General features: G+C 60.3%; 18 protein-coding genes. 9 read left to right on the forward strand and 9 right to left on the reverse strand.

Annotation, left to right across the window (positions count from 1 at the left end; all coding sequences use genetic code 11):
- Positions 1-26 precede the first annotated feature (26 nt).
- The 6 genes from ACFQ3C_RS11305 to ACFQ3C_RS11330 all read left to right on the forward strand — a co-directional run bounded on the left by ACFQ3C_RS11305 (position 27) and on the right by ACFQ3C_RS11330 (position 5,840).
- Positions 27-2,042 (forward strand): hydantoinase/oxoprolinase N-terminal domain-containing protein, encoded by a 2,016-nt coding sequence (locus tag ACFQ3C_RS11305; RefSeq protein ID WP_380791757.1) that lies wholly within the window; start codon positions 27-29, stop codon positions 2,040-2,042.
- 84 nt (positions 2,043-2,126) lie between these two features.
- A complete protein-coding gene (locus ACFQ3C_RS11310; RefSeq protein ID WP_380791759.1) occupies positions 2,127-3,323 on the forward strand; it encodes a glycine C-acetyltransferase in 1,197 nt (398 codons plus the stop codon).
- A gap of 8 nt (positions 3,324-3,331) precedes the next feature.
- Positions 3,332-4,366 carry an L-threonine 3-dehydrogenase gene (gene tdh, locus ACFQ3C_RS11315; protein WP_380792137.1) on the forward strand — a complete coding sequence of 345 codons (1,035 nt, stop codon included), beginning with the start codon at positions 3,332-3,334 and terminating at the stop codon, positions 4,364-4,366.
- A 112-nt stretch (positions 4,367-4,478) separates the two neighbouring features.
- The gene (gene msrB, locus ACFQ3C_RS11320) at positions 4,479-4,928 is read left to right on the forward strand and encodes a peptide-methionine (R)-S-oxide reductase MsrB (RefSeq protein ID WP_380791761.1); all 450 of its coding nucleotides are present in this window, start codon (positions 4,479-4,481) and stop codon (positions 4,926-4,928) included.
- Positions 4,925-5,422: a peptide-methionine (S)-S-oxide reductase MsrA gene (msrA, locus tag ACFQ3C_RS11325; RefSeq protein WP_380791763.1), complete on the forward strand. Its 498-nt coding sequence runs from the start codon at positions 4,925-4,927 to the stop codon at positions 5,420-5,422. Before msrB ends, msrA begins: the two co-directional genes overlap by 4 nt.
- 31 nt (positions 5,423-5,453) lie before the next feature.
- Positions 5,454-5,840 (forward strand): diacylglycerol kinase, encoded by a 387-nt coding sequence (locus ACFQ3C_RS11330; protein ID WP_380791765.1) that lies wholly within the window; start codon positions 5,454-5,456, stop codon positions 5,838-5,840.
- 68 nt (positions 5,841-5,908) lie between these two features.
- On the opposite strand, the gene ACFQ3C_RS11335 is transcribed toward ACFQ3C_RS11330, so the two are convergent.
- On the reverse strand, positions 5,909-6,499 hold the full coding sequence (locus ACFQ3C_RS11335; RefSeq protein WP_380791767.1) for an outer membrane protein: 591 nt from the start codon (positions 6,497-6,499) through the stop codon (positions 5,909-5,911).
- A 302-nt stretch (positions 6,500-6,801) separates the two neighbouring features.
- Here ACFQ3C_RS11335 and ACFQ3C_RS11340 point away from each other — a divergent pair, with 302 nt between their 5' ends.
- The gene (locus ACFQ3C_RS11340) at positions 6,802-7,725 is read left to right on the forward strand and encodes a DMT family transporter (protein ID WP_380791769.1); all 924 of its coding nucleotides are present in this window, start codon (positions 6,802-6,804) and stop codon (positions 7,723-7,725) included.
- A gap of 107 nt (positions 7,726-7,832) precedes the next feature.
- Here ACFQ3C_RS11340 and ACFQ3C_RS11345 read toward each other — a convergent pair whose 3' ends face one another.
- The 5 genes from ACFQ3C_RS11345 to ACFQ3C_RS11365 form a co-directional block, all read right to left on the reverse strand.
- A complete protein-coding gene (locus ACFQ3C_RS11345) occupies positions 7,833-9,167 on the reverse strand; it encodes an NAD(P)/FAD-dependent oxidoreductase (RefSeq protein WP_380791771.1) in 1,335 nt (444 codons plus the stop codon).
- Positions 9,164-9,982: an ABC transporter permease gene (locus ACFQ3C_RS11350; protein ID WP_380791773.1), complete on the reverse strand. Its 819-nt coding sequence runs from the start codon at positions 9,980-9,982 to the stop codon at positions 9,164-9,166. Before ACFQ3C_RS11350 ends, ACFQ3C_RS11345 begins: the two co-directional genes overlap by 4 nt.
- On the reverse strand, positions 9,979-10,869 hold the full coding sequence (locus ACFQ3C_RS11355; RefSeq protein ID WP_380791775.1) for an ABC transporter permease subunit: 891 nt from the start codon (positions 10,867-10,869) through the stop codon (positions 9,979-9,981). The genes ACFQ3C_RS11350 and ACFQ3C_RS11355 overlap by 4 nt, the downstream gene beginning before the upstream one ends.
- A gap of 4 nt (positions 10,870-10,873) precedes the next feature.
- Complete coding sequence (locus ACFQ3C_RS11360; RefSeq protein WP_380791777.1) at positions 10,874-11,998, reverse strand: ABC transporter ATP-binding protein; 1,125 nt, start codon at positions 11,996-11,998, stop codon at positions 10,874-10,876.
- 66 nt (positions 11,999-12,064) lie between these two features.
- Positions 12,065-13,150: a polyamine ABC transporter substrate-binding protein gene (locus tag ACFQ3C_RS11365; RefSeq protein WP_380791779.1), complete on the reverse strand. Its 1,086-nt coding sequence runs from the start codon at positions 13,148-13,150 to the stop codon at positions 12,065-12,067.
- On the opposite strand from ACFQ3C_RS11365, the gene ACFQ3C_RS11370 reads away from it, so the two are divergent.
- Positions 13,085-13,996, forward strand: a complete 912-nt coding sequence (locus ACFQ3C_RS11370; RefSeq protein WP_380791781.1) for a GntR family transcriptional regulator — start codon at positions 13,085-13,087, stop codon at positions 13,994-13,996. The two genes, ACFQ3C_RS11365 and ACFQ3C_RS11370, sit on opposite strands and share 66 nt — an antisense overlap.
- Positions 13,997-14,098: 102 nt before the next feature.
- Entirely contained in the window at positions 14,099-15,496 is a 1,398-nt protein-coding gene (locus tag ACFQ3C_RS11375) for an aspartate aminotransferase family protein (RefSeq protein WP_380791783.1), read from the forward strand.
- A gap of 84 nt (positions 15,497-15,580) precedes the next feature.
- Here ACFQ3C_RS11375 and ACFQ3C_RS11380 read toward each other — a convergent pair whose 3' ends face one another.
- Genes ACFQ3C_RS11380 through ACFQ3C_RS11390 form a run of 3 tightly spaced genes read right to left on the reverse strand, consistent with a single transcriptional unit; the run spans position 15,581 to position 18,595 of the window.
- Positions 15,581-16,240 carry a GntR family transcriptional regulator gene (locus tag ACFQ3C_RS11380; RefSeq protein WP_380791785.1) on the reverse strand — a complete coding sequence of 220 codons (660 nt, stop codon included), beginning with the start codon at positions 16,238-16,240 and terminating at the stop codon, positions 15,581-15,583.
- Positions 16,233-17,399 (reverse strand): acetylornithine deacetylase, encoded by a 1,167-nt coding sequence (gene argE / locus ACFQ3C_RS11385; RefSeq protein ID WP_380791787.1) that lies wholly within the window; start codon positions 17,397-17,399, stop codon positions 16,233-16,235. Before argE ends, ACFQ3C_RS11380 begins: the two co-directional genes overlap by 8 nt.
- Positions 17,396-18,595 (reverse strand): M24 family metallopeptidase, encoded by a 1,200-nt coding sequence (locus ACFQ3C_RS11390; protein WP_380791789.1) that lies wholly within the window; start codon positions 18,593-18,595, stop codon positions 17,396-17,398. The genes argE and ACFQ3C_RS11390 overlap by 4 nt, the downstream gene beginning before the upstream one ends.
- Between the last annotated feature and the right edge of the window lie 117 nt (positions 18,596-18,712).

Genomic DNA, 18,712 nt, shown 5'->3' on the forward strand with positions numbered 1-18,712 from the left:
GACAGGATATTTTGAAGGAGAGGCCCATGGCGTTGTTGCTGGGTGTGGATACGGGCGGCACCTATACCGATGCCGTCCTGGTGCGGAACGAGCGCGACGTTGTTGCCAGCGCAAAGTCCCTGACCACGCGTCACGACCTGGCGCTTGGGATCGGTGCCGCCGTGCGCGCGGTTCTTGATCAGGCCAGCGTAGAGCCGGACGCCATCGCCATGGCGTCCTTGTCGACGACCCTCGCCACCAATGCTTTGGTCGAAGGGCAGGGCGGCCGCGTTGCACTTGTCTATATCGGCTTCGAGGCCAGAGATCTCGACACGCACGGCCTTGCCGATGCCCTGCGCGGAGACCCGTTCATCGTTCTCAAGGGCGGTCATAGCCATGCTGGCACCGAGGTGGCAGCCTTGGACATCGAACGACTTGAAGCCTGGTTAGAGACTGTTTCCGGTGTTTCAGGTTTTGCCGTGGCGTCGCAATTTGCCACCCGGAACCCGGCCCATGAGAACCGCGCGGCCGACATCATCATGACAAGAACCGGCCGCCCCGTCAGTTGCTCGCATCATCTGTCAGCGCGGCTGAATGGGCCCAAGCGTGCTTTGACGGCTGTTCTGAATGCGCGGCTGATCGGGATGACCCATCGTCTGATCGGCAGGGCTGAAGATGTGCTGACCGAGATCGGCATTCATGCGCCGCTGATGGTGGTGCGGGGGGATGGGGCCCTGATGTCCGCGGCGCAAGCCAAGGCGCGCCCGATAGAAACCATCCTGAGCGGCCCGGCAGCCAGTATCGTCGGGGCGCGTTGGTTGACCGGATCGGACATTGCCATCGTTTCGGACATTGGCGGCACGACCACGGACATTGCTGTCTTGCGTGATGGAAAGCCAGCAATAGACCCTAATGGGGCGCAGGTCGGCCCCTATAGAACGATGGTCGAAGCCGTCGCCATGCGGACCCATGGACTGGGTGGCGATAGCGAGGTTCACGTGATCCCCGACGGCCTTGATGGTGGCGTGACCCTTGGCCCAAGGCGCTTGCTGCCGGTCAGCCTTGTCGGTCATGAAGCCCCCGACCTGGTGCATGCAGCACTTGATACGCAGTTGCGCAGCGCGGTTCCCGGCGAACATGACGGTCGTTTCGTGCGCGCTGTGCCGGGTATCGACGCAGGGGGACTGACCGAGCGTGAACAGACACTGTTGCAGCGCATTGGCGATACGATCCACCCATTGTCGGCCATCCTGCGTACCCGGCTGGACGGGCAGGCGTTGCAGCGGCTTGTGGCGCGTGGCCTTGTCCAGGTGGCTGGCTTGACCCCCTCGGATGCCAGCCATGCGTTGGGCGTGTTGCGGGCCTGGGATCGCGCGGCAGCCGAAAAGGCTCTGATATTGATGGGTCGCAGGCGCACGGGTGCGGGCGAGGTGCTGGCACGCGACCCGGCCGCGATGGCCCGGATGATCATTGATCGCCTGACCGAACAGACTGTTCTTGCCGTTCTCGAAACGGCATTCGCAGAAGAAGACCAGGGCTTTGGTCTGCCACCGGCAGAACTGGCGCGACATGTGCTCATGCATCGCGGTCTTGCAGGTCATCGCGGTCTGGTGTCGATCCAGTCCGGTCTTGCGGTTGATGTCATCGGTCTTGGGGCCTCGGCCGCAAGCTACTATCCCGCTGTCGGTCAGCGCCTGAACACCAGAATGATCCTGCCCGAACATGCCGGGGTCGCGAATGCGATCGGCGCGGTGGTGGGGCAGGTCAGTTTCCGGAAATCAGGCACTGTTACGGCCCCATCCGAGGGCAAATACCGCGTTCACCTTGAAAGCGGACCAGAGGATTTCGGCGACCCCGATCTTGCCATGGACCGGCTTGAGGCGGTGTTGCGGCAGGAGGCCGAAGCGGAAGCCCGCGCGGCCGGTGCAGCAGATATCCTGATGAAGACCGCCCGCGAGGTGCGGCGCGCCGAAATCGAAGGCCGGCCGGTTTTCATCGAAGCCGTGCTGACGGTAGAGGCGAATGGCCGTCCGCGCGTTGCGACCGAAGCCGGGGCGACCTGATCTGTCGATGAACGCGGGGAATGCGGGATGAGCATCGCGCCGGCGCGTGCTATGCTTTCCCAAACCATCAGGAGGAAGAACGCGATGCGCGCGGCGGACAGGTTCGATGAAGACATTTCAGAGCGGCTTGACGGCCTGCGTGACGAGGGTCTCTACAAGGTTGAACGCGTGATCGCCTCGCCGCAGGCAGGCGAAGTTGTGGTGGAAGGTGACGGGCTGTCCATCAACCTGTGCGCCAACAATTACCTTGGGCTGGCTGATCATCCGGACCTTGTCGAAGCAGGTCGCGCGGCGCTTGAACGCTACGGATATGGGATGGCGTCGGTCCGGTTCATCTGTGGCACCCAGGAAGAACACAAAGCCTTGGAGGCGCGTATCGCAAGTTTCCTTGGGATGGAGGATTCCATTCTCTATTCCAGCTGTTTTGACGCCAATACAGGTCTGTTCGAGACGCTTCTGGGAACCGAGGACGCGATTATCTCGGATGCGCTGAATCACGCCAGCATCATCGACGGGGTGCGCCTGTGCAAAGCGCAGCGCCTGCGCTACGCCAATTCGGACATGGCCGATCTTGAGGCGCAATTGCAGGCAGCCGCAGGCGCGCGGCACCGTCTGATCGCGACGGACGGGATATTCTCGATGGATGGCTACATGGCCAGGCTGGAGCAGATCTGCGACCTCGCCGAACGTTACGACGCCATGGTGATGGTCGATGACAGCCATGCCGTTGGTTTTGTCGGCCCGACGGGGCGCGGCACCGCTGAAGCCTGCGGTGTGATGGACCGGGTCGATATCGTCACCGGCACTCTTGGCAAGGCGTTGGGCGGCGCCTCTGGTGGGTATACGGCGTCCAGTGCCCCCGTTGTGGACTGGTTGCGGCAACGGTCGCGCCCCTATCTGTTCTCGAACACGCTGGCGCCGGTTATCGCGGCGACCAGCCTCAAGGTGTTCGACATGCTGGAAAACGGTGCAGCCTTGCGGGCCGCCCTGTGGGAAAATGCGGCCTATTTCCGTGCCCGCATGGGTGCCCTCGGGTTCGAGCTGCTGCCAGGCGAGCATGCGATCATCCCCGTGATGTTGCGTGACCCCAAACTGGCCCGCGACATGGCTGCGCTGCTGCATGAAAAGGGCGTGTTCGTGACGGCTTTCTCCTTTCCCGTCGTTCCGCGCGGGCAGGATCGTATCCGCACACAGATGTCTGCCGCGCTCAGCCGCGATATGCTGGACCGGGCGGTCGATGCCTTTGCCCTGGTGGGGCGTGATTTGGGGGTAATCAGATGAGCAACCAGATGAAAGCACTGGTCAAGGCCCGCGCCGAACCGGGTCTGTGGATGGAACGGGTGCCAGTGCCCGAACCGGGGCCGACCGACGTGCTTATAAAGGTGAAGAAATCTGCGATCTGCGGCACGGACGTGCATATCTGGAAATGGGATGACTGGGCAAAGGCGACGATCCCTGTCCCGATGGTTGTCGGACACGAGTTCGTGGGCGAGATCGTGGAAACCGGCACCGCGGCCACCAAATACACTGTCGGAATGCGGGTATCAGGCGAGGGACATATCGTCTGCGGCATTTGCCGCAACTGTCGTGCGGGGCGCGGGCATCTGTGCCGCAACACCAGGGGCGTGGGCGTGAACCGGCCGGGAAGCTTCGCGGAATACCTGTGCATTCCAGAGGCCAATGTCGTCCCTATTCCGCCTGAAATCCCGGATGAGGTGGCGGCTATCTTCGATCCCTTCGGCAATGCGGTGCATACCGCCCTCAGCTTTGATCTGGTCGGCGAGGATGTCCTGGTGACAGGTGCCGGCCCTATCGGCATCATGGGCGCGCTTGTCGCGCAAAAAGCGGGCGCGCAGCGGGTGGTGATCACCGATATCAACCAATATCGACTGGATCTGGCCCGCCGTCTTGGTGTGCAGCATGTGGTCAAGGCTGACGAAGAGGGGCTGGATTCCGTGATGGCCAGGATCGGGATGACCGAAGGTTTCGATGTCGGCCTTGAAATGTCGGGCGCCCCCCCGGCCATGCGTGACATGATCCACTACATGAACAATGGCGGCAAAGTCGCACTTCTGGGCATCGCGCCGCAGGGTTTCGCGGTGGACTGGAACGAGGTGATATTCAAGATGCTTCACATCAAGGGCATCTATGGCCGCGAGATGTTCGAGACCTGGTACAAGATGATCGCGCTAGTCCGTAGCGGGCTGGACCTGTCGGGGTTGATCACGCATCGCATCGGAATCGACGACTATGCGACAGGGTTCGCGGCGATGATCTCGGGTGATGCGGGCAAGGTTGTGATGGATTGGGAACCGGCGATCTAGGGCGATCTCGGTTTTTTGACGACGTGAAGCACGATGAAAAGCCTGTAACACCTTGAAAGTAAGCCCCTGAAGTGCAGCTTTCATTCCAGATCAGGCAAGCATGGAGACTGTTATGGCCAAATATGAAAGAAACCCCGATGTAGTGGCGAGCCTGACACCGGAGCAGTTCTGGGTCACGCAGGAAAGCGGGACAGAGCGGCCAGGTTCAGGCAAGCTTTTGCGGAACAAGGAGCCGGGTATCTATGTCGATATCGTCTCTGGTGAGCCGCTGTTCGCCTCGTCCGACAAATATGAAAGCGGTTGTGGCTGGCCCAGCTTCACCAAGCCGATCGAGCCCGCGCATATCCAGGAATTGACCGATACGACCCTTGGCATGGTCCGCGTCGAAGTGCGCAGCACCCATGGCGATAGTCACCTCGGCCACGTGTTTCCCGATGGTCCGCGCGATCGGGGCGGATTGCGCTATTGCATCAACTCGGCCTCTTTGCGCTTTGTGCACCGTGACGATATGGAAGCCGAAGGCTATGGCGCCTATTTGGATCAGGTGGAGGATACGCAATGACCGAAGAACGCGCGGTTCTGGCGGGGGGCTGTTTCTGGGGCATGCAGGATCTGATCCGCAGGCTGCCAGGGGTTTTGCGTACTCGCGTGGGTTATACGGGCGGCAATGTGCCGAACGCCACCTATCGAAACCACGGAACCCATGCGGAAGGCATCGAGATCGTCTTTGATCCTGCGCGCATCAGCTATCGTCGCCTGCTGGAGTTCTTTTTCCAGATCCATGATCCGACCACGCTGAACCGGCAAGGCAACGACATCGGCTTGTCCTACCGTTCGGCCATCTACTATGTGGATGAGGCCCAGAAGGCCGAGGCGCTGCAAACCATCGCTGATGTCGAGGCTTCGGGGATCTGGCCGGGGAATGTAGTCACCGAGGTCGAACCCGTGGGCGATTTCTGGGAGGCGGAACCGGAACATCAGGACTACCTTGAGCGTATTCCAAACGGCTATACCTGCCATTTCCCGCGTCCCAACTGGGTTTTGCCACGCAAATGACCTTTCATGAGATAATCCGGGGCAGCGCAAGGTGACCCAGCAAAAACCCCAAAGAAAGACAGGTTTCGCACATCTGATCGCAGCTACTGGCTATTCCGTGGCCGGTTTGCGCCGGATGTGGCAGGAATCGGCGTTCCGGCAAGAAGTCATTGGCGGCGCGGCGGTATTGCTGTTGCTTCTGGCCCTGGGGGGCTCTGCCGGGCAGATCGGCTTGATGACAGTGCTGCTGCTTGCCCTTCTTGCGATCGAGGCGTTGAACACCGCGATCGAAGCGATCGTGGATCACCTGTCACCGGATTGGTCGGTCTTTGCAAAGCAGGCCAAGGATATCGCATCCGCAGCGGTTTTCCTGATGATCCTTGCCAATGGCGTCTGTTTGTCGGTGATATTGCTTGATCTTGCGCTTGCGGCGGCCTGATCCAGGACGTTGAACGAAAAAGGGCGCCCAACAGGCGCCCTTTTCCTTTGCTTCGATAGGTTGGCAAATCAGAAGCGGTAGTTTGCACGCACCTGGAAGGTGGTCGCTTCGACGTCTGCCGTGTCCTGGAAGTTGTCGAACTCGTGGTACAGAACTTCGCCACCCAGCGAGATGCTGTCGGTCAGCATGTGCTCGTAGCCGGCACCGATGAAATAACCGGTGTCATAGCCCAGACCGTCCACATCGGCGCCAACGCCACCAGCGGTTGCGTAGATCAGGCCATTGCCCAGATCATAGCCGCCGCGCACTTTCAGGCGATACACACGCTCCAGCGTCAGCGTGGGTGCTACAGCCAGATCAGCAATATCTGCGTCCAGACCGACACCCAGAACATAGTTGCCCAGATCCCAGTCGTAGCCAGCGGTCAGACCGCCGATCATGTCATCGCCTTCAACGCCGGCAATGTTGGTGCTGACGTCGGCATAGCCCAGCTGGACACCGGCATAGCCACCAGTCCAGTCACGACCCATCGCCATCGGCGCGGGTGCGGGTGCTTCAATCATCGGCTCCATGGCTGCGGGTGCAGCCGAGCCTGCGAATGCGGGTGCTGCGAGGGCGGAGGCGCTCAGCGCAGCAATCAGTGTACGAGTAATTTTCATAGTCCCATCCTTTCGTTACGGGGTCGTCACCGGGATGCGCATAGGGCAAACACGATCACGATCCCCGCTGACATGGCCCTGTGTTCATAATACCTCAAGAGTAGAGCATCATTTTTATGAACAATAAAACGTGAGTAGTATTGGCGAAAAATTGCCTACTTCTATGGGGTTGTCCGCCTATCCGGATAATCGAGCAAAGGTTGAAAAATCCCCAAGACGGTTTTTTCACAGGGCTAGAGAGGGCCATTGACCTTTTCCACCTGAAAGACGAGCATCCGATCTTCCATCGAGGGGTCGTATTTATGCAGCCAGTACAGGGTATTATCCTCAAGCTCTGCTCGGTTTTGCTGTTCATCACCATGGCGTCTCTGATCAAGGCGACAGCCGACCACGTTCCTCCCGGTCAGGCGGTTTTCTTCCGGTCGTTTTTCGCAATGCCGGTGATCCTTGTCTGGCTTTGGATACGCGGTGACCTGCGGACTGGCCTCAAGGTCGCATCACCACTGGGACATTTTTGGCGCGGTTTTGTGGGAACCGCGGCGATGGGGTTGGGATTCGCGGGGCTGGGCCTTCTGCCATTGCCCGAGGTAACCGCCATCGGCTATGCCGCGCCTCTGCTGGTGGTTGTTTTCGCGGCCATGTTCCTGAACGAGGAAGTCCGCGCGTTTCGCCTGTTTGCCGTCGCATTGGGATTGGTGGGCGTGCTGGTTGTTCTGGCCCCACGTCTGACGTTGTTGTCGGGGCCGTCGGTCGATACCTCGGCCGCTTTTGGCGCGATGCTGGTGCTGATGGGCGCGGTTTGCGCGGCCTTGGCCCAGATATATGTCCGCAAACTTGTCCAGACCGAACAGACCTCGGCCATCGTGTTCTTCTTCTCGCTGACGGCGACCGGGTTGTCGCTGCTGACGTTGCCCTTCGGCTGGGTGGTGCCGCAACCTTTCGAGGCGGGTCTGCTGGTGCTGGCGGGGCTTCTGGGGGGGCTTGGGCAGATCTTCCTGACATCGGCCTATCGCTTTGCCGATGCCAGTGTCGTGGCACCTTTCGATTATGCGTCGATGTTGTTTGCGATCCTGATCGGCTATTTCATCTTCAACGAGGTGCCAACCTACCAGATGCTGATCGGCGCGGGCCTGGTGATGCTGGCCGGTGTCATGATCATCTGGCGCGAACATGCGCTGGGCCTGAAGCGTGAAAAGGCGCGATCGGGTATGACACCGCAAGGCTGATCCGCGCCTTGATCCCTGCGTTTCCCTGGCAACCGTGATCCTGGTCTGTCCTTTTCGGGCAAATGCCATGGCGGGTGCGCCTGGCGCCGCTTGTTCATCCCTGACCTTCAGATGTCGCGCAATCCGGCCAGCGCGTAACCCGCGGGAAGCAGCGCGCGGCGAAACCGGCCAAGCGGAAAGCGCGGTGCGGCTGCACGCATCACCTTTGGATAGGGCAGGCGGGTGGGTCTGTCCTGTACCAGATCAGCCAGCAGCGCACCCGCATAGCTGCCCATGGCAACGCCATTGCCATGGAAGGCAAAGCCCGCGAAAGCACCGGGCATGTCTGGAATCGGCCCGCAATATGGGGTGCGGTTGGAAGAAAAGCAGACCATTCCACTCCACCCATGGGGGGTTTCAACATTACGCCAGGCTGGGAACATCTGTTCGAAATGGTGACGGGCGCGGGCGGTGATATTCGCCTCGGCTTTGGCTGATGCAAGAAGACCCCCGCGCATTCCGAACAGGAAACGGTTATCCGGCATCAGGCGGAAGTAATGCAGCAGGTTACGTGTGTCATAGGCCATCTGGCGGCTGGTCCAGCCCGCCGCGTCCAATTCGGCCTGGGTCAGCGGGCGTGTGACCAGTACATTGGATTGGGCCGGCAGGTATCGGCCCGCCATCCAGGGCGGCAGATCCTCGGACGAATAGCCATTGGTCGCCACGATTAGACGGCTGGCGTGCACCGTGGCCTGATCCGTTGTCAGCGTGAAACCATTGTTGTTCCGCGCGATCTGTGTGACCGCGCTATGCCCGTGCACCCGCGCCCCTGCCGCCAGAACCGCGCGGACAAGCCCCGCAACATATTTGCGGGGGTTCAGTGCAAACCCCACCGGGATCGTCAGCCCGGCGGTGAAGGGCCCCGCCATGCCGATGTCCCTCAACGCGTCAGGGCTGTGCCACTTGGCGTCGACCGCGTAGTCGGCTTTGACCCGGTCAGCATCCTTGCGCAACTCCCGCGCTGCACGGTCATTATGCGCCAGGATCGTTTCGCCCTGTGAATGCGTATCGGCGGCGATGTCATTCTCTTGCAGCAACCTTGCGACAAGCGCGACAGCATCCTGTTCGGCCTGCCGCCACCCGGACAGCGCATCCTGTCCGAAGCGATGGGCAAGCTCGGCGCTGCTGGCCTTGGCGCCGCCAAGACAACAGAACCCGCCATTTCGCCCGGATGCGCCCCAGCCGGGATACATGCTGTCCAGGACAACGACATCCACGCCATCCTGTGCAAGATGAAGGGCGGCGGACAATCCGGTGAAACCCGCCCCGATGATCACGACATCCGCGGTGATCTTGCCCGTCGCGGCAGGTGTTGCCCCAGGTTCATCAGGCACTGTTGTGGCCCAATAGCATCCTGCGACAGGACCATCCCCATAGGCATAGGCCGGAAAGATGCGGGTCATGCTGTCCGTGCTGCGGCCTGTTCGTCGCGTTGCTGGGCCAGACTGTTGCGCTTGGTGATGATCGACGCGGTGACAACCCCGATCGTGACGATCGCGATCATGATCGTCGACAGCGCGTTGATCTCGGGTGAAACACCCAGGCGCACAGCCGAGAAAATCCTGATCGGCAAGGTCGTGGCCGAGGGTCCCGCCGTGAAGGATGCGATCACCAGATCGTCCAGGGACAGCGTGAACGCCAGAAGCCAGCCGGAAATCACCGCTGGCGCGATGATCGGCAGAGTCACGAGGCGGAAGGCATCGAATGGCGTGCAGCCAAGATCAAGTGCCGCTTCTTCCAGCGACTTGTCGAAACTGACAAGACGCGATGAAACCACGACCGAAACGAAGCACATCGAAAAGGTGGTATGCGCCAGTACGATGGTGAAGATACCGCGATCCAGCCCGATCCCGATGAACAGCAGCAAAAGGGAAAGGCCGGTTATCACCTCGGGCATCACAAGTGGGGCATAGATCATGCCCGAAAACACGGTGCGGCCCATGAAACGACCACCGCGGACAAGAACATAGGCCCCCATCGTGCCCAGCACCGTCGCAATCGTGGAAGAGGCCACTGCAACCTGAACCGTGACCCAGGCTGCATCAAGAAAGGACTCGTTCTGCAACAGGGTTCCGTACCACTGGGTCGAAAATCCCGCCCAGACCGTGACCAGGCGCGATGCGTTGAAGCTGTAGATGATCAGGATGATCATCGGCAGATAAAGGAACGCGAAGCCCAGGGTCAGGGATGTGGCGTTGAACCAGGAAAACCGCCTCATTGGTCCATCTCCCGCTGCTTTTGCTCGTTGCGCTGGAACAGCACGATGGGAACGACCAGGATCAGCAGCAGGATCACCGCCACCGCCGAGGCCACCGGCCAGTCGCGGTTCGAGAAGAACTCCTCCCATAGAACCTTGCCGATCATCAGCGTGTCAGACCCGCCCAGCAGCGAGGGGATGACGAACTCACCCAGCGCCGGGATGAAAACAAGGAAACAGCCGGCGATGATGCCCGACTTCGACAGCGGCACGGTGATCAGCCAGAAGGCCGAAAGCCGCGAACAGCCCAGATCCTCCGCTGCTTCCAGAAGCGACCCATCCATCTTTTCAAGGGCCGAGTAGATCGGCAGGATCATGAAGGGAAGGTAGGTATAGACGATCCCGATATAGACGGCGGTGTTGGTGTTCAGGATGGTCAGCGGGGTCGAGATGATGCCGGTCCAGAGCAGGAACTGGTTCAGAAAGCCTTCGTTCGACAGGATCCCGATCCAGGAATAGACGCGGATCAGGAAGCTGGTCCAGAAAGGCAGGATAACCAACAGCAGCAGCGTCGCGCGCCATTCATCGGGGGCCTGTGCCATGCCATAGGCAATCGGATAGCCCACCAAAAGCGTCAGAACGGTCGAAATCGCCGCGATCTGAAGCGACGACACATAGGCCTTCCAGTAAAGCGGGTCCTGAGTCAGGAAGGTAAAGTTTTCAAAATCAAGCTGGGACAGGAAGCTCTTGAACCCATCCCACCCCGCAGACAGGTCCAGTTGCGGCGTATAGGGCGGAATCGACAGCGCGATATCCGACAGCGAGATCTTCAGCACGATAAGGAAAGGCACAAGGAAAAGTGCCAGAAGCCACAGATATGGTACCGCGATGAGGATGAAACGCCGCATCGCCTCAGCTCTCCAGAACGACGGCGGCGGTGTCCGTCCATGACAGCCAGACGCGGTCTTCCCAGGTGAAGCTGCGCCGTGACAGGCGACGGGTATTGGCGGCCTGCGCCTTGATCATCTGACCGTTGCCAAGCTTGACGTGATAGGTCGAGATGTTGCCCAGATAAGCGATGTCGATGATCTGACCTTCGACCGCGTTCGCCATGTCATCGGGACGGTCGGCGGAAATCGCGACCTTCTCGGGGCGGATCGCAATGTGACAACGCTGCCCATCGGAAAAGCTGCTGGGCGTCTTGGCGACAAAGGGTTCCTGACCCTCGGCCCATGCAATGCGATATCCGTCACCCTCGCGGGTGGCGGAACCGTCGATGATGTTCACCTCGCCGATGAAATCCGCGACATAGACGCAATTGGGCGCCTCGTAGATCTGTGCCGGGGTCGCCACCTGGATGATGCGCCCCTCGTCCATCACCGCAACGCGGCTGGACACGGTCATCGCCTCTTCCTGGTCATGCGTCACGATCACGAAGGTGGTGCCGGTCTTTTCCTGGATATCCATCAGCTCGAACTGAGTGTCCTGACGCAACTTCTTGTCCAGCGCGCCCAGCGGTTCATCCAGCAAAAGAAGCTTCGGTGCCTTGGCTAGGCTGCGCGCCAGCGCCACACGTTGCCGCTGTCCACCGGAAATCTGGTGCGGCTTGCGCTTGGCGAATTTCACCAACCGGGTCAGGCGCAGCATCTCGTCTACGCGCGCCTCTATCTCGGCCTTGGGTTTGCCTTCACGCTTCAGGCCGAAGGCGATGTTTTCCCAGACGCTCAGATGCGGAAACAGGGCGTATGACTGGAACATCATGTTCACGGCCCGCTTGTTGGGCGGAACATTCGCCATGTCTTGTCCGGCGATCAGGATCTGGCCTTCGGTCACGTTCTCGAAACCGGCCAGCATCCGCATCAGGGTTGTCTTGCCGCAGCCGGACGGACCCAACAGCGAGAAGAATTCCTTCTCGTAGATATCCTGGGTCAGGTTCTCGATGGCTGTGAAATCTCCGAACCGCTTGGTGACGTTCCGGAACTGGATGAGAGGCTTTGCCTGCGGATCATCCCATGGGGCGAAGACGGTCTGTGCCATGCCGATCCCTGTCCTTTATTATAAACGGACCCGCGCAGATGTTGCGCGGGTCCATGGTTTCGGGTCTCAGGTGCCCGATTTGATCTTGGTCCACATACGGGTCACGGTACGCTGTACGCCTGCATCCCAGGGTGTGGTTGTGAACAGGTTGTTCAGAGCCTCTTCCGAGGGGTAGATCGCCGGATCGCCAATCACGTCCTCAGCCAGGAATTCCTGCGAGGCAAGGTTTCCGTTGGCGTAGTAGACATAGTTCGATGCGGCGGCCATGTTCTGCGCATCCATGATGAAGTTCAGGAATGCGTGCGCGCCTTCCACATTGGGCGCGTCGACGGGTATCGCCATCTGGTCGAACCACATCTGCGCGCCTTCCTTGGGCGCGTTATACGCAACTTCAACGCCATTCTCGGCCTCTGCGGCACGGTCACGGGCCTGCAGGATGTCACCTGACCAGCCGACCGCCACGCAGATGTCTCCATTGGCCAGCGCGTTGATGTATTCGCTGCTGTGGAACTTCTGGATATAGGGACGGATCGCCATGAAGACCGGCTCGGTCTTCGCGATAACCTCGGGGTCATGGCTGTTTGGGTCTTCGCCCAGGAACTTCAGCGCGGCCGGGATCATTTCTGCCGGTGCGTCCAGCATCATGATGCCGCATGCGGCCAGCTTTTCAGCGTTGGCGGGGTCGAAAACCAGCGACAGGCTGTCGATCGGCGCATCCGCACCCAGGATCTCGGTGACCTTGCCGACGTTCACGCCGATGCCGGTCGTGCCCCACATGTAGTTGATGGAATAGGCGTTGTCCGGGTCGTACTGTTCGGTCCGCGATGACACGACATCCCACATGTTCGACAGGTTCGGCAGCTTGGATTTGTCCAGCTGCTGGAACGCACCCGCCTGGATCTGACGCTGCAGGAAGGTCCCCGAGGGCACGACAACGTCATAGCCCGAACCGCCGGCCAGCAGCTTGGTTTCCAGAACTTCGTTGCTGTCGAAAACGTCATAGATCAGCTTGAGCCCGGTTTCGGTCTCGAACTTGGCCAGCAGCTCTTCGTCGATATAATCGGACCAGTTATACACACGGACTTCTTGTGCCGCGGCAGCCCCTGCCATGAGCGCGATTGTTGCAGTCATGGTCAGCAGTTGATGTCTCATCAGGTAACTCCCTATGGTGGATACGAGGATCTTCTGTCCCTTTTACGGAATTTGATCAAACTTTCTGCCGTATGGCAATATGGTAATATTTTCATGACCTCGTTAAACTCGCAAGACGATGTCTTGCAGTACCGCGGGGAAAGCGGCGAAATGGATGATGGTGCCCGAAAAATGAACACCTTGGCGGAAGCGTCCGTGAACCCCCCCGCGCATGAGGTGATCTATCGCAAACTGCGCGAGCAGATCCTTTTCGGAGAGATCGCGCCGGGGCAGGCGTTGACGATCCAGGGACTGGCCGATCGGTTGAACGCGGGAATGACCCCGGTCCGCGAGGCGATCCGGCGCCTGACAGCCGAAGGCGCGCTTGTTTTCCAAGGCAATCGCAGGGTTTGTGTGCCGCAATTGACGGCTGCCAATATATCAGAAATTATTTATGCAAGACAATGGCTTGAGTCGCATCTTGGGCTGCGCGCCACAGAGCGTGCAGGCGCCGCGGACCTGATGCACCTGACCGAGATCGACAGCGACCTTGACCGTGCCATAGCCGCGGGTGATTTGCGCGCCTATCTGGAAAACAACTATCGTTTTCATGCCACGCTCTATGGTCTGGCAGAGGCGCCCATTCTCGCGGAAATGGCCGAAAGGCTGTGGTTGCGTTTCGGACCCTCACTACGCGTGGTGATAGGCCGGATCGGTACCCAGAACCTGCCTGACAAACACAAGGACATGCTGGAATGCATCCGGACAGGTGATTCCGAGGGGGCGGCAAGAGCCATGCGGGAGGATATGCTTCAGGGAATGGAGCAGATCCGCGAAATGCTTGACCTTGACCATCCGCAAGACTGATTCGATTGACACTCTGAAATTTGATCATATTGTTGGCCTGGCAGGGGAGTCGCCTTTCAGCGGCCTTCCCCCAATCATTCCAAGACCAGCAAGAGGCCCGTCATGACCGTGATCACCAATCATATGCCCACGCAGGAATTGCAGGCCCTCGACGCGGCGCATCACATGCATCCTTTCTCGACGCAGGATGCGCTGGCCAAACGCGGGGCCCGTGTCATCACCCGCGCCGACGGCGTCTGGATCACCGATAGTGACGGCAACCGCATCATCGACGGCATGGCAGGGCTGTGGTGTGTGAACGTGGGTTACGGGCGCGATCGCCTGGCCGATGTTGCCTCGCGCCAGATGAAGGAACTGCCCTATTACAACACCTTCTTCATGACGACCCACGTCCCTGCCATCGCACTGAGCCAGAAACTGGCCGAAGTGGCGCCAGGCGACCTCAATCATGTGTTTTACGCCGGATCAGGGTCTGAAGCGAATGATACCAACATTCGCATGGTGCGGACCTATTGGGCGCAGAAGGGCAAGCCTGACAAGAAGGTCATCATCAGCCGCAAGAACGCCTATCACGGATCGACCATGGCAGGCGCATCGCTGGGTGGCATGTCGGGCATGCACGCGCAGGGCGGCCTGCCGATCCCCGATATCCACCATATCGACCAACCCAACTGGTGGGCCGAAGGCGGAGATATGTCACCCGAAGAATTCGGATTGGAACGCGCGCGGCAGCTGGAGCAGGCGATCCATGATCTGGGCGAGGACCGCGTCGCCGCCTTCATCGCCGAGCCTGTTCAGGGCGCCGGCGGCGTGATCGTGGCGCCAGACACCTATTGGCCGGAAATCCAGCGCATTTGCGACAAGTACGAGATCCTGCTGATTGCGGATGAGGTGATCTGCGGTTTCGGGCGTACCGGCAACTGGTTCGGCAGCCAGACCCTGAACATCCGGCCCCATATCATGACCATCGCCAAGGGGCTATCATCCGGTTATCAGCCCATCGGCGGCTCGATCGTCTGTGACGAGGTTGCCGAAGTGATCGGCGCCTGCGAGTTCAACCACGGCTATACCTACGCCGCCCATCCCGTGGCCGCGGCCGTCGCGCTGGAGAACCTCAACATCATCGAGGAAGAAGGCATCATCGAACACGTGAGGACCGATATCGGACCCTACATGAAGGAACTCTGGACCGGCTTGATGGATCACCCGCTGGTGGGCGAGGCCAAGATCGTCGGCATGATGGGGTCCATCGCGCTGACCCCGCACAAGGAAAGCCGGGCCAGGTTTGCGGCTGAAGCCGGCACCATTGGCTACATCACCCGCGAGCGGTGCTTTGCCAACAATCTGGTCATGCGCCATGTGGGCGACCGGATGATCATCAGCCCGCCGCTGGTGATGACCCGGGACGAGGCCGATATCCTGATCGAGCGTGCCCGCAAGTCCCTGGACGAGGCCTATCGCCAGATCAAGGATGAGGGTCTGCTGGTTGCGGCCAGCTGAACCCATTTAGATACTGATCCGGCCTGATTGCGCGGTGCACGGGCCGGATTTGGATATTTGAAGCAAGAAGAACCTGACGTGCTGTCAGGTCAGCGCCGCATTCACGCGTGCGATGCACAGCGAGATATGCGCGCGCCGCACATCCGCGGCGGCCTGGGGATCACGGGCCTGAAGCGCCTGCAGGCTGTCGCGCAGTTCGGACACGAAGATCGCGGTTTCCTCGGTCAGATCCAGATGCGACGTAGTCTTGAGCCATATCCGGGCTGTGCGGTAATAAAGTCGTTCCGATGTGTCGCGCAGCGCCTCGTTCAGTGTCAACGACGTGCCGAAATGGAAATATTCCATGTTCAGCCGCGCCAGAGAACGCACCTCGGGGTTGGTCAGAAGCGCCTCTCCGCGCAGCAGGAAGTCATGGGCCTTGGCCACGATCTCATTGGTGATCGGCACCGGGGACAGCCGCCCCACCAGTCCTGCCAGTTCGCGGCGCAGATCATAGGTTCGCGCCATCTCACCGGGGTCGACATCGGTGACGATCGTGCCGACACCATGCTGCGAGATAACCAACCCCTCATCCTCGAGGCGGGCCAGAACCCGGCGCAGCGGCGTGCGGGAGGTTCCGAATTCAGCCGCGAGGGCCTCTTCCGACAGGCGCGTTCCGGGGGGATGATCAAGCAGGCAGATCCGCGTGCGCAGCGCGTCATGCAAACGCAGAAAACGGGCGCGCGCATCGGGCTGGTCAGACATGACGGGTCAGCCTTTCGCCAAGGCCCTGCAGCATCGACAAGCACTGATCCAGCTGAGACAGAGCCACATATTCGTCCGCCTTATGCGCTTGCTCGATGCTGCCGGGCCCGCACAGGACAGCGGACATGCCCATTTGCTGGAACAATCCCGCCTCTGTGCCGAAAGCCACGACATCCGCGCCATTCGCCCCGGTCAGCTCTGCCACCAGACGGCGGGCGGCATTCTCCTCCATCGGTTCAAGCCCGCAAACCTCGCCGATGACATAGGTCGTGATCCCGGCATCCGGGCAGATCGCCTGCATCTGAGGCAGCAGCACATCGTTGCAATAGGCTGCCAGATCCTCGCGGACGAATGCAGCGTCGCTGTCTTGCACCGGGCGCATTTCCCAGTCCAGCTCGGCCCGGCCGGCGATGACGTTATGCGCTACACCGCCTGACAGGCGGCCCACGTTGATCGTGGTCCAGGGCGGTTCGAACCTGCCACCCACGGGCGCCCGGTGACGCAGCTGGTGGCGCAACTCCATGAGCCGCGCGACATAGCTTACCGCATATTCGACAGCATTGACGCCCCGGTCCGGGTTGGATCCGTGGCCTTCCAGCCCCCGGAATTCGACGGTGTATTCGCAACAGCCCTTGTGGCCTTCGATGATCCGCATCTCTGTGGGTTCTCCGACGATCACCATGGCAGGGCGGATACCGCGGGCCTGCAGGGCCGGAACAAGCGAACGCGCGCCCAGGCAGCCCACCTCTTCGTCATAGGTGAAGGCGAAATGGATCGGACGCGAAAGGTTGCGTGCGGCATAGTCGGGCGCCATCGCCAGGGCCGCCGCGATGAACCCTTTCATGTCGCAGGTGCCGCGGCCAAAGAGCCGGCCATCCCGTTCGACCATCCGGAACGGATCGCTTGACCAATCCTGATCTGCGACCGGGACGACATCGGAATGGCCGGACAGGACGATCCCGCCCTCCCGGTCCGGACCGATCGTGGCGAAAAGATTGGCCTTCGTGCCGGTCTCGTCATGGAACAGATCGACGCGCGCGCCCGCATCCAGCAAGATGTTGGCCATGTGGTCGATCATGTCCAGGTTGCTGTCAGCCGAGATTGTCGGAAAGCCGATCAGATCACCAAGAATGGCCTGTGTCAGGGTCACATCCGTCATGACTTCACGAAGATCCGGCGCGGGCGGTTACAGAAGGTTTCGGCCGGACCGTCGGCGGTGATCAGGATCGATTCCGTGATCTCGATCCCCCATGTGTCCATCCAGAGGCCCGGCATGAAATGAAAGGTCATGCCGGGTTGCAGAACCGTCTGATCCTCGGCGCGCAGACTGATCGTCCGCTCGCCCCAGTCGGGCGGATAGCTGATCCCGATGGGATAGCCGCAGCGCGCACCGCGCTGGATGCCCGCGGCCTCGAGCGGGCGGGCCAGCGCATCCGCGATATCACAGGCCCGGTTGCCGGCGCGGGCCGCTTGCAGCCCGGCCTCCAACCCTTCGATCAGGGCGGCTTCGGCACGTTTCACCTCATCCGGGGGGGTGCCAAGATAGACGGTTCGGCAGAAGGGTGTGTGATAGCGCCGATAGACACCGGCCAGTTCGAAGAAGGTGCATTGATCGTTTTCGAACTCGCCCCCGTTCCAGGTGATATGCGGGGCTGATGCATCGGCCCCCGATGGGCACATCGGAACGATGGCGGGGTAGTCGCCCCAATCCTCGCCCACGCCGATGATCGCCTCACGCATCACCTCCGCCACAAGGTCATTCTTGCGCACGCCGGGGCGCGCGCGTTCGATCGCGGTATCCACCATCTTTTCGGCAATCCGGGCCGCGCGGCGCATGAAGGCAATTTCTTCATGCGATTTGATCGCTCTTTGCCAGTTCACCAGCGCAGTGGCATCCACCAGCGTGGCGCGTGGCAGTTCGGTCATCATCGTGACATAGGCCTTGGCCGAGAAATAGTAGTTCTCCATTTCGACGCCGATACATGCCGACTCGAACCCCATCTCGCAGAGCAGCGCCGACAGATGCTGCATCGGGTGGCGTTCGTTGGATTGCACATAGGTGTCATCATAGGGCCGCAGGTGATCATGCGACAGCCAGGCGGTCCGCTTGGCGCCGTTCGCATCCATATTGCGCCCCCACCAGACCGGATCACGGTCATGGGTCACGATCACGCCTTGATGAACATAGAAGGACCAGCCGTCATAGCCGGTCAGCCAGGCCATGTTCGACGGGTCCTCGACGAAAAGCACATCTATCCCGCGCTCTGCCATTGCGGCGCGGGTCAGCGTCAGCCGGCGATCATATTCTGACTTGCTGAAAGGCAGGTCGGCAAAGGGAATCGGGGGAACGGACATGAGCGGCTTCCTTGTTGGCGTTTGACCAAGTTCAGCAAATTTGTGCACATCTTTTCCGTTCCAAAAGCGAATTCATCTGTCGCATTTAGGAAATCCCTTAAATTTATAGGATGTATG

Origin of the sequence: Seohaeicola saemankumensis, assembly GCF_042678485.1 — a bacterium.
GTDB classification, from domain to species: Bacteria; Pseudomonadota; Alphaproteobacteria; order Rhodobacterales; family Rhodobacteraceae; genus Seohaeicola; species Seohaeicola saemankumensis.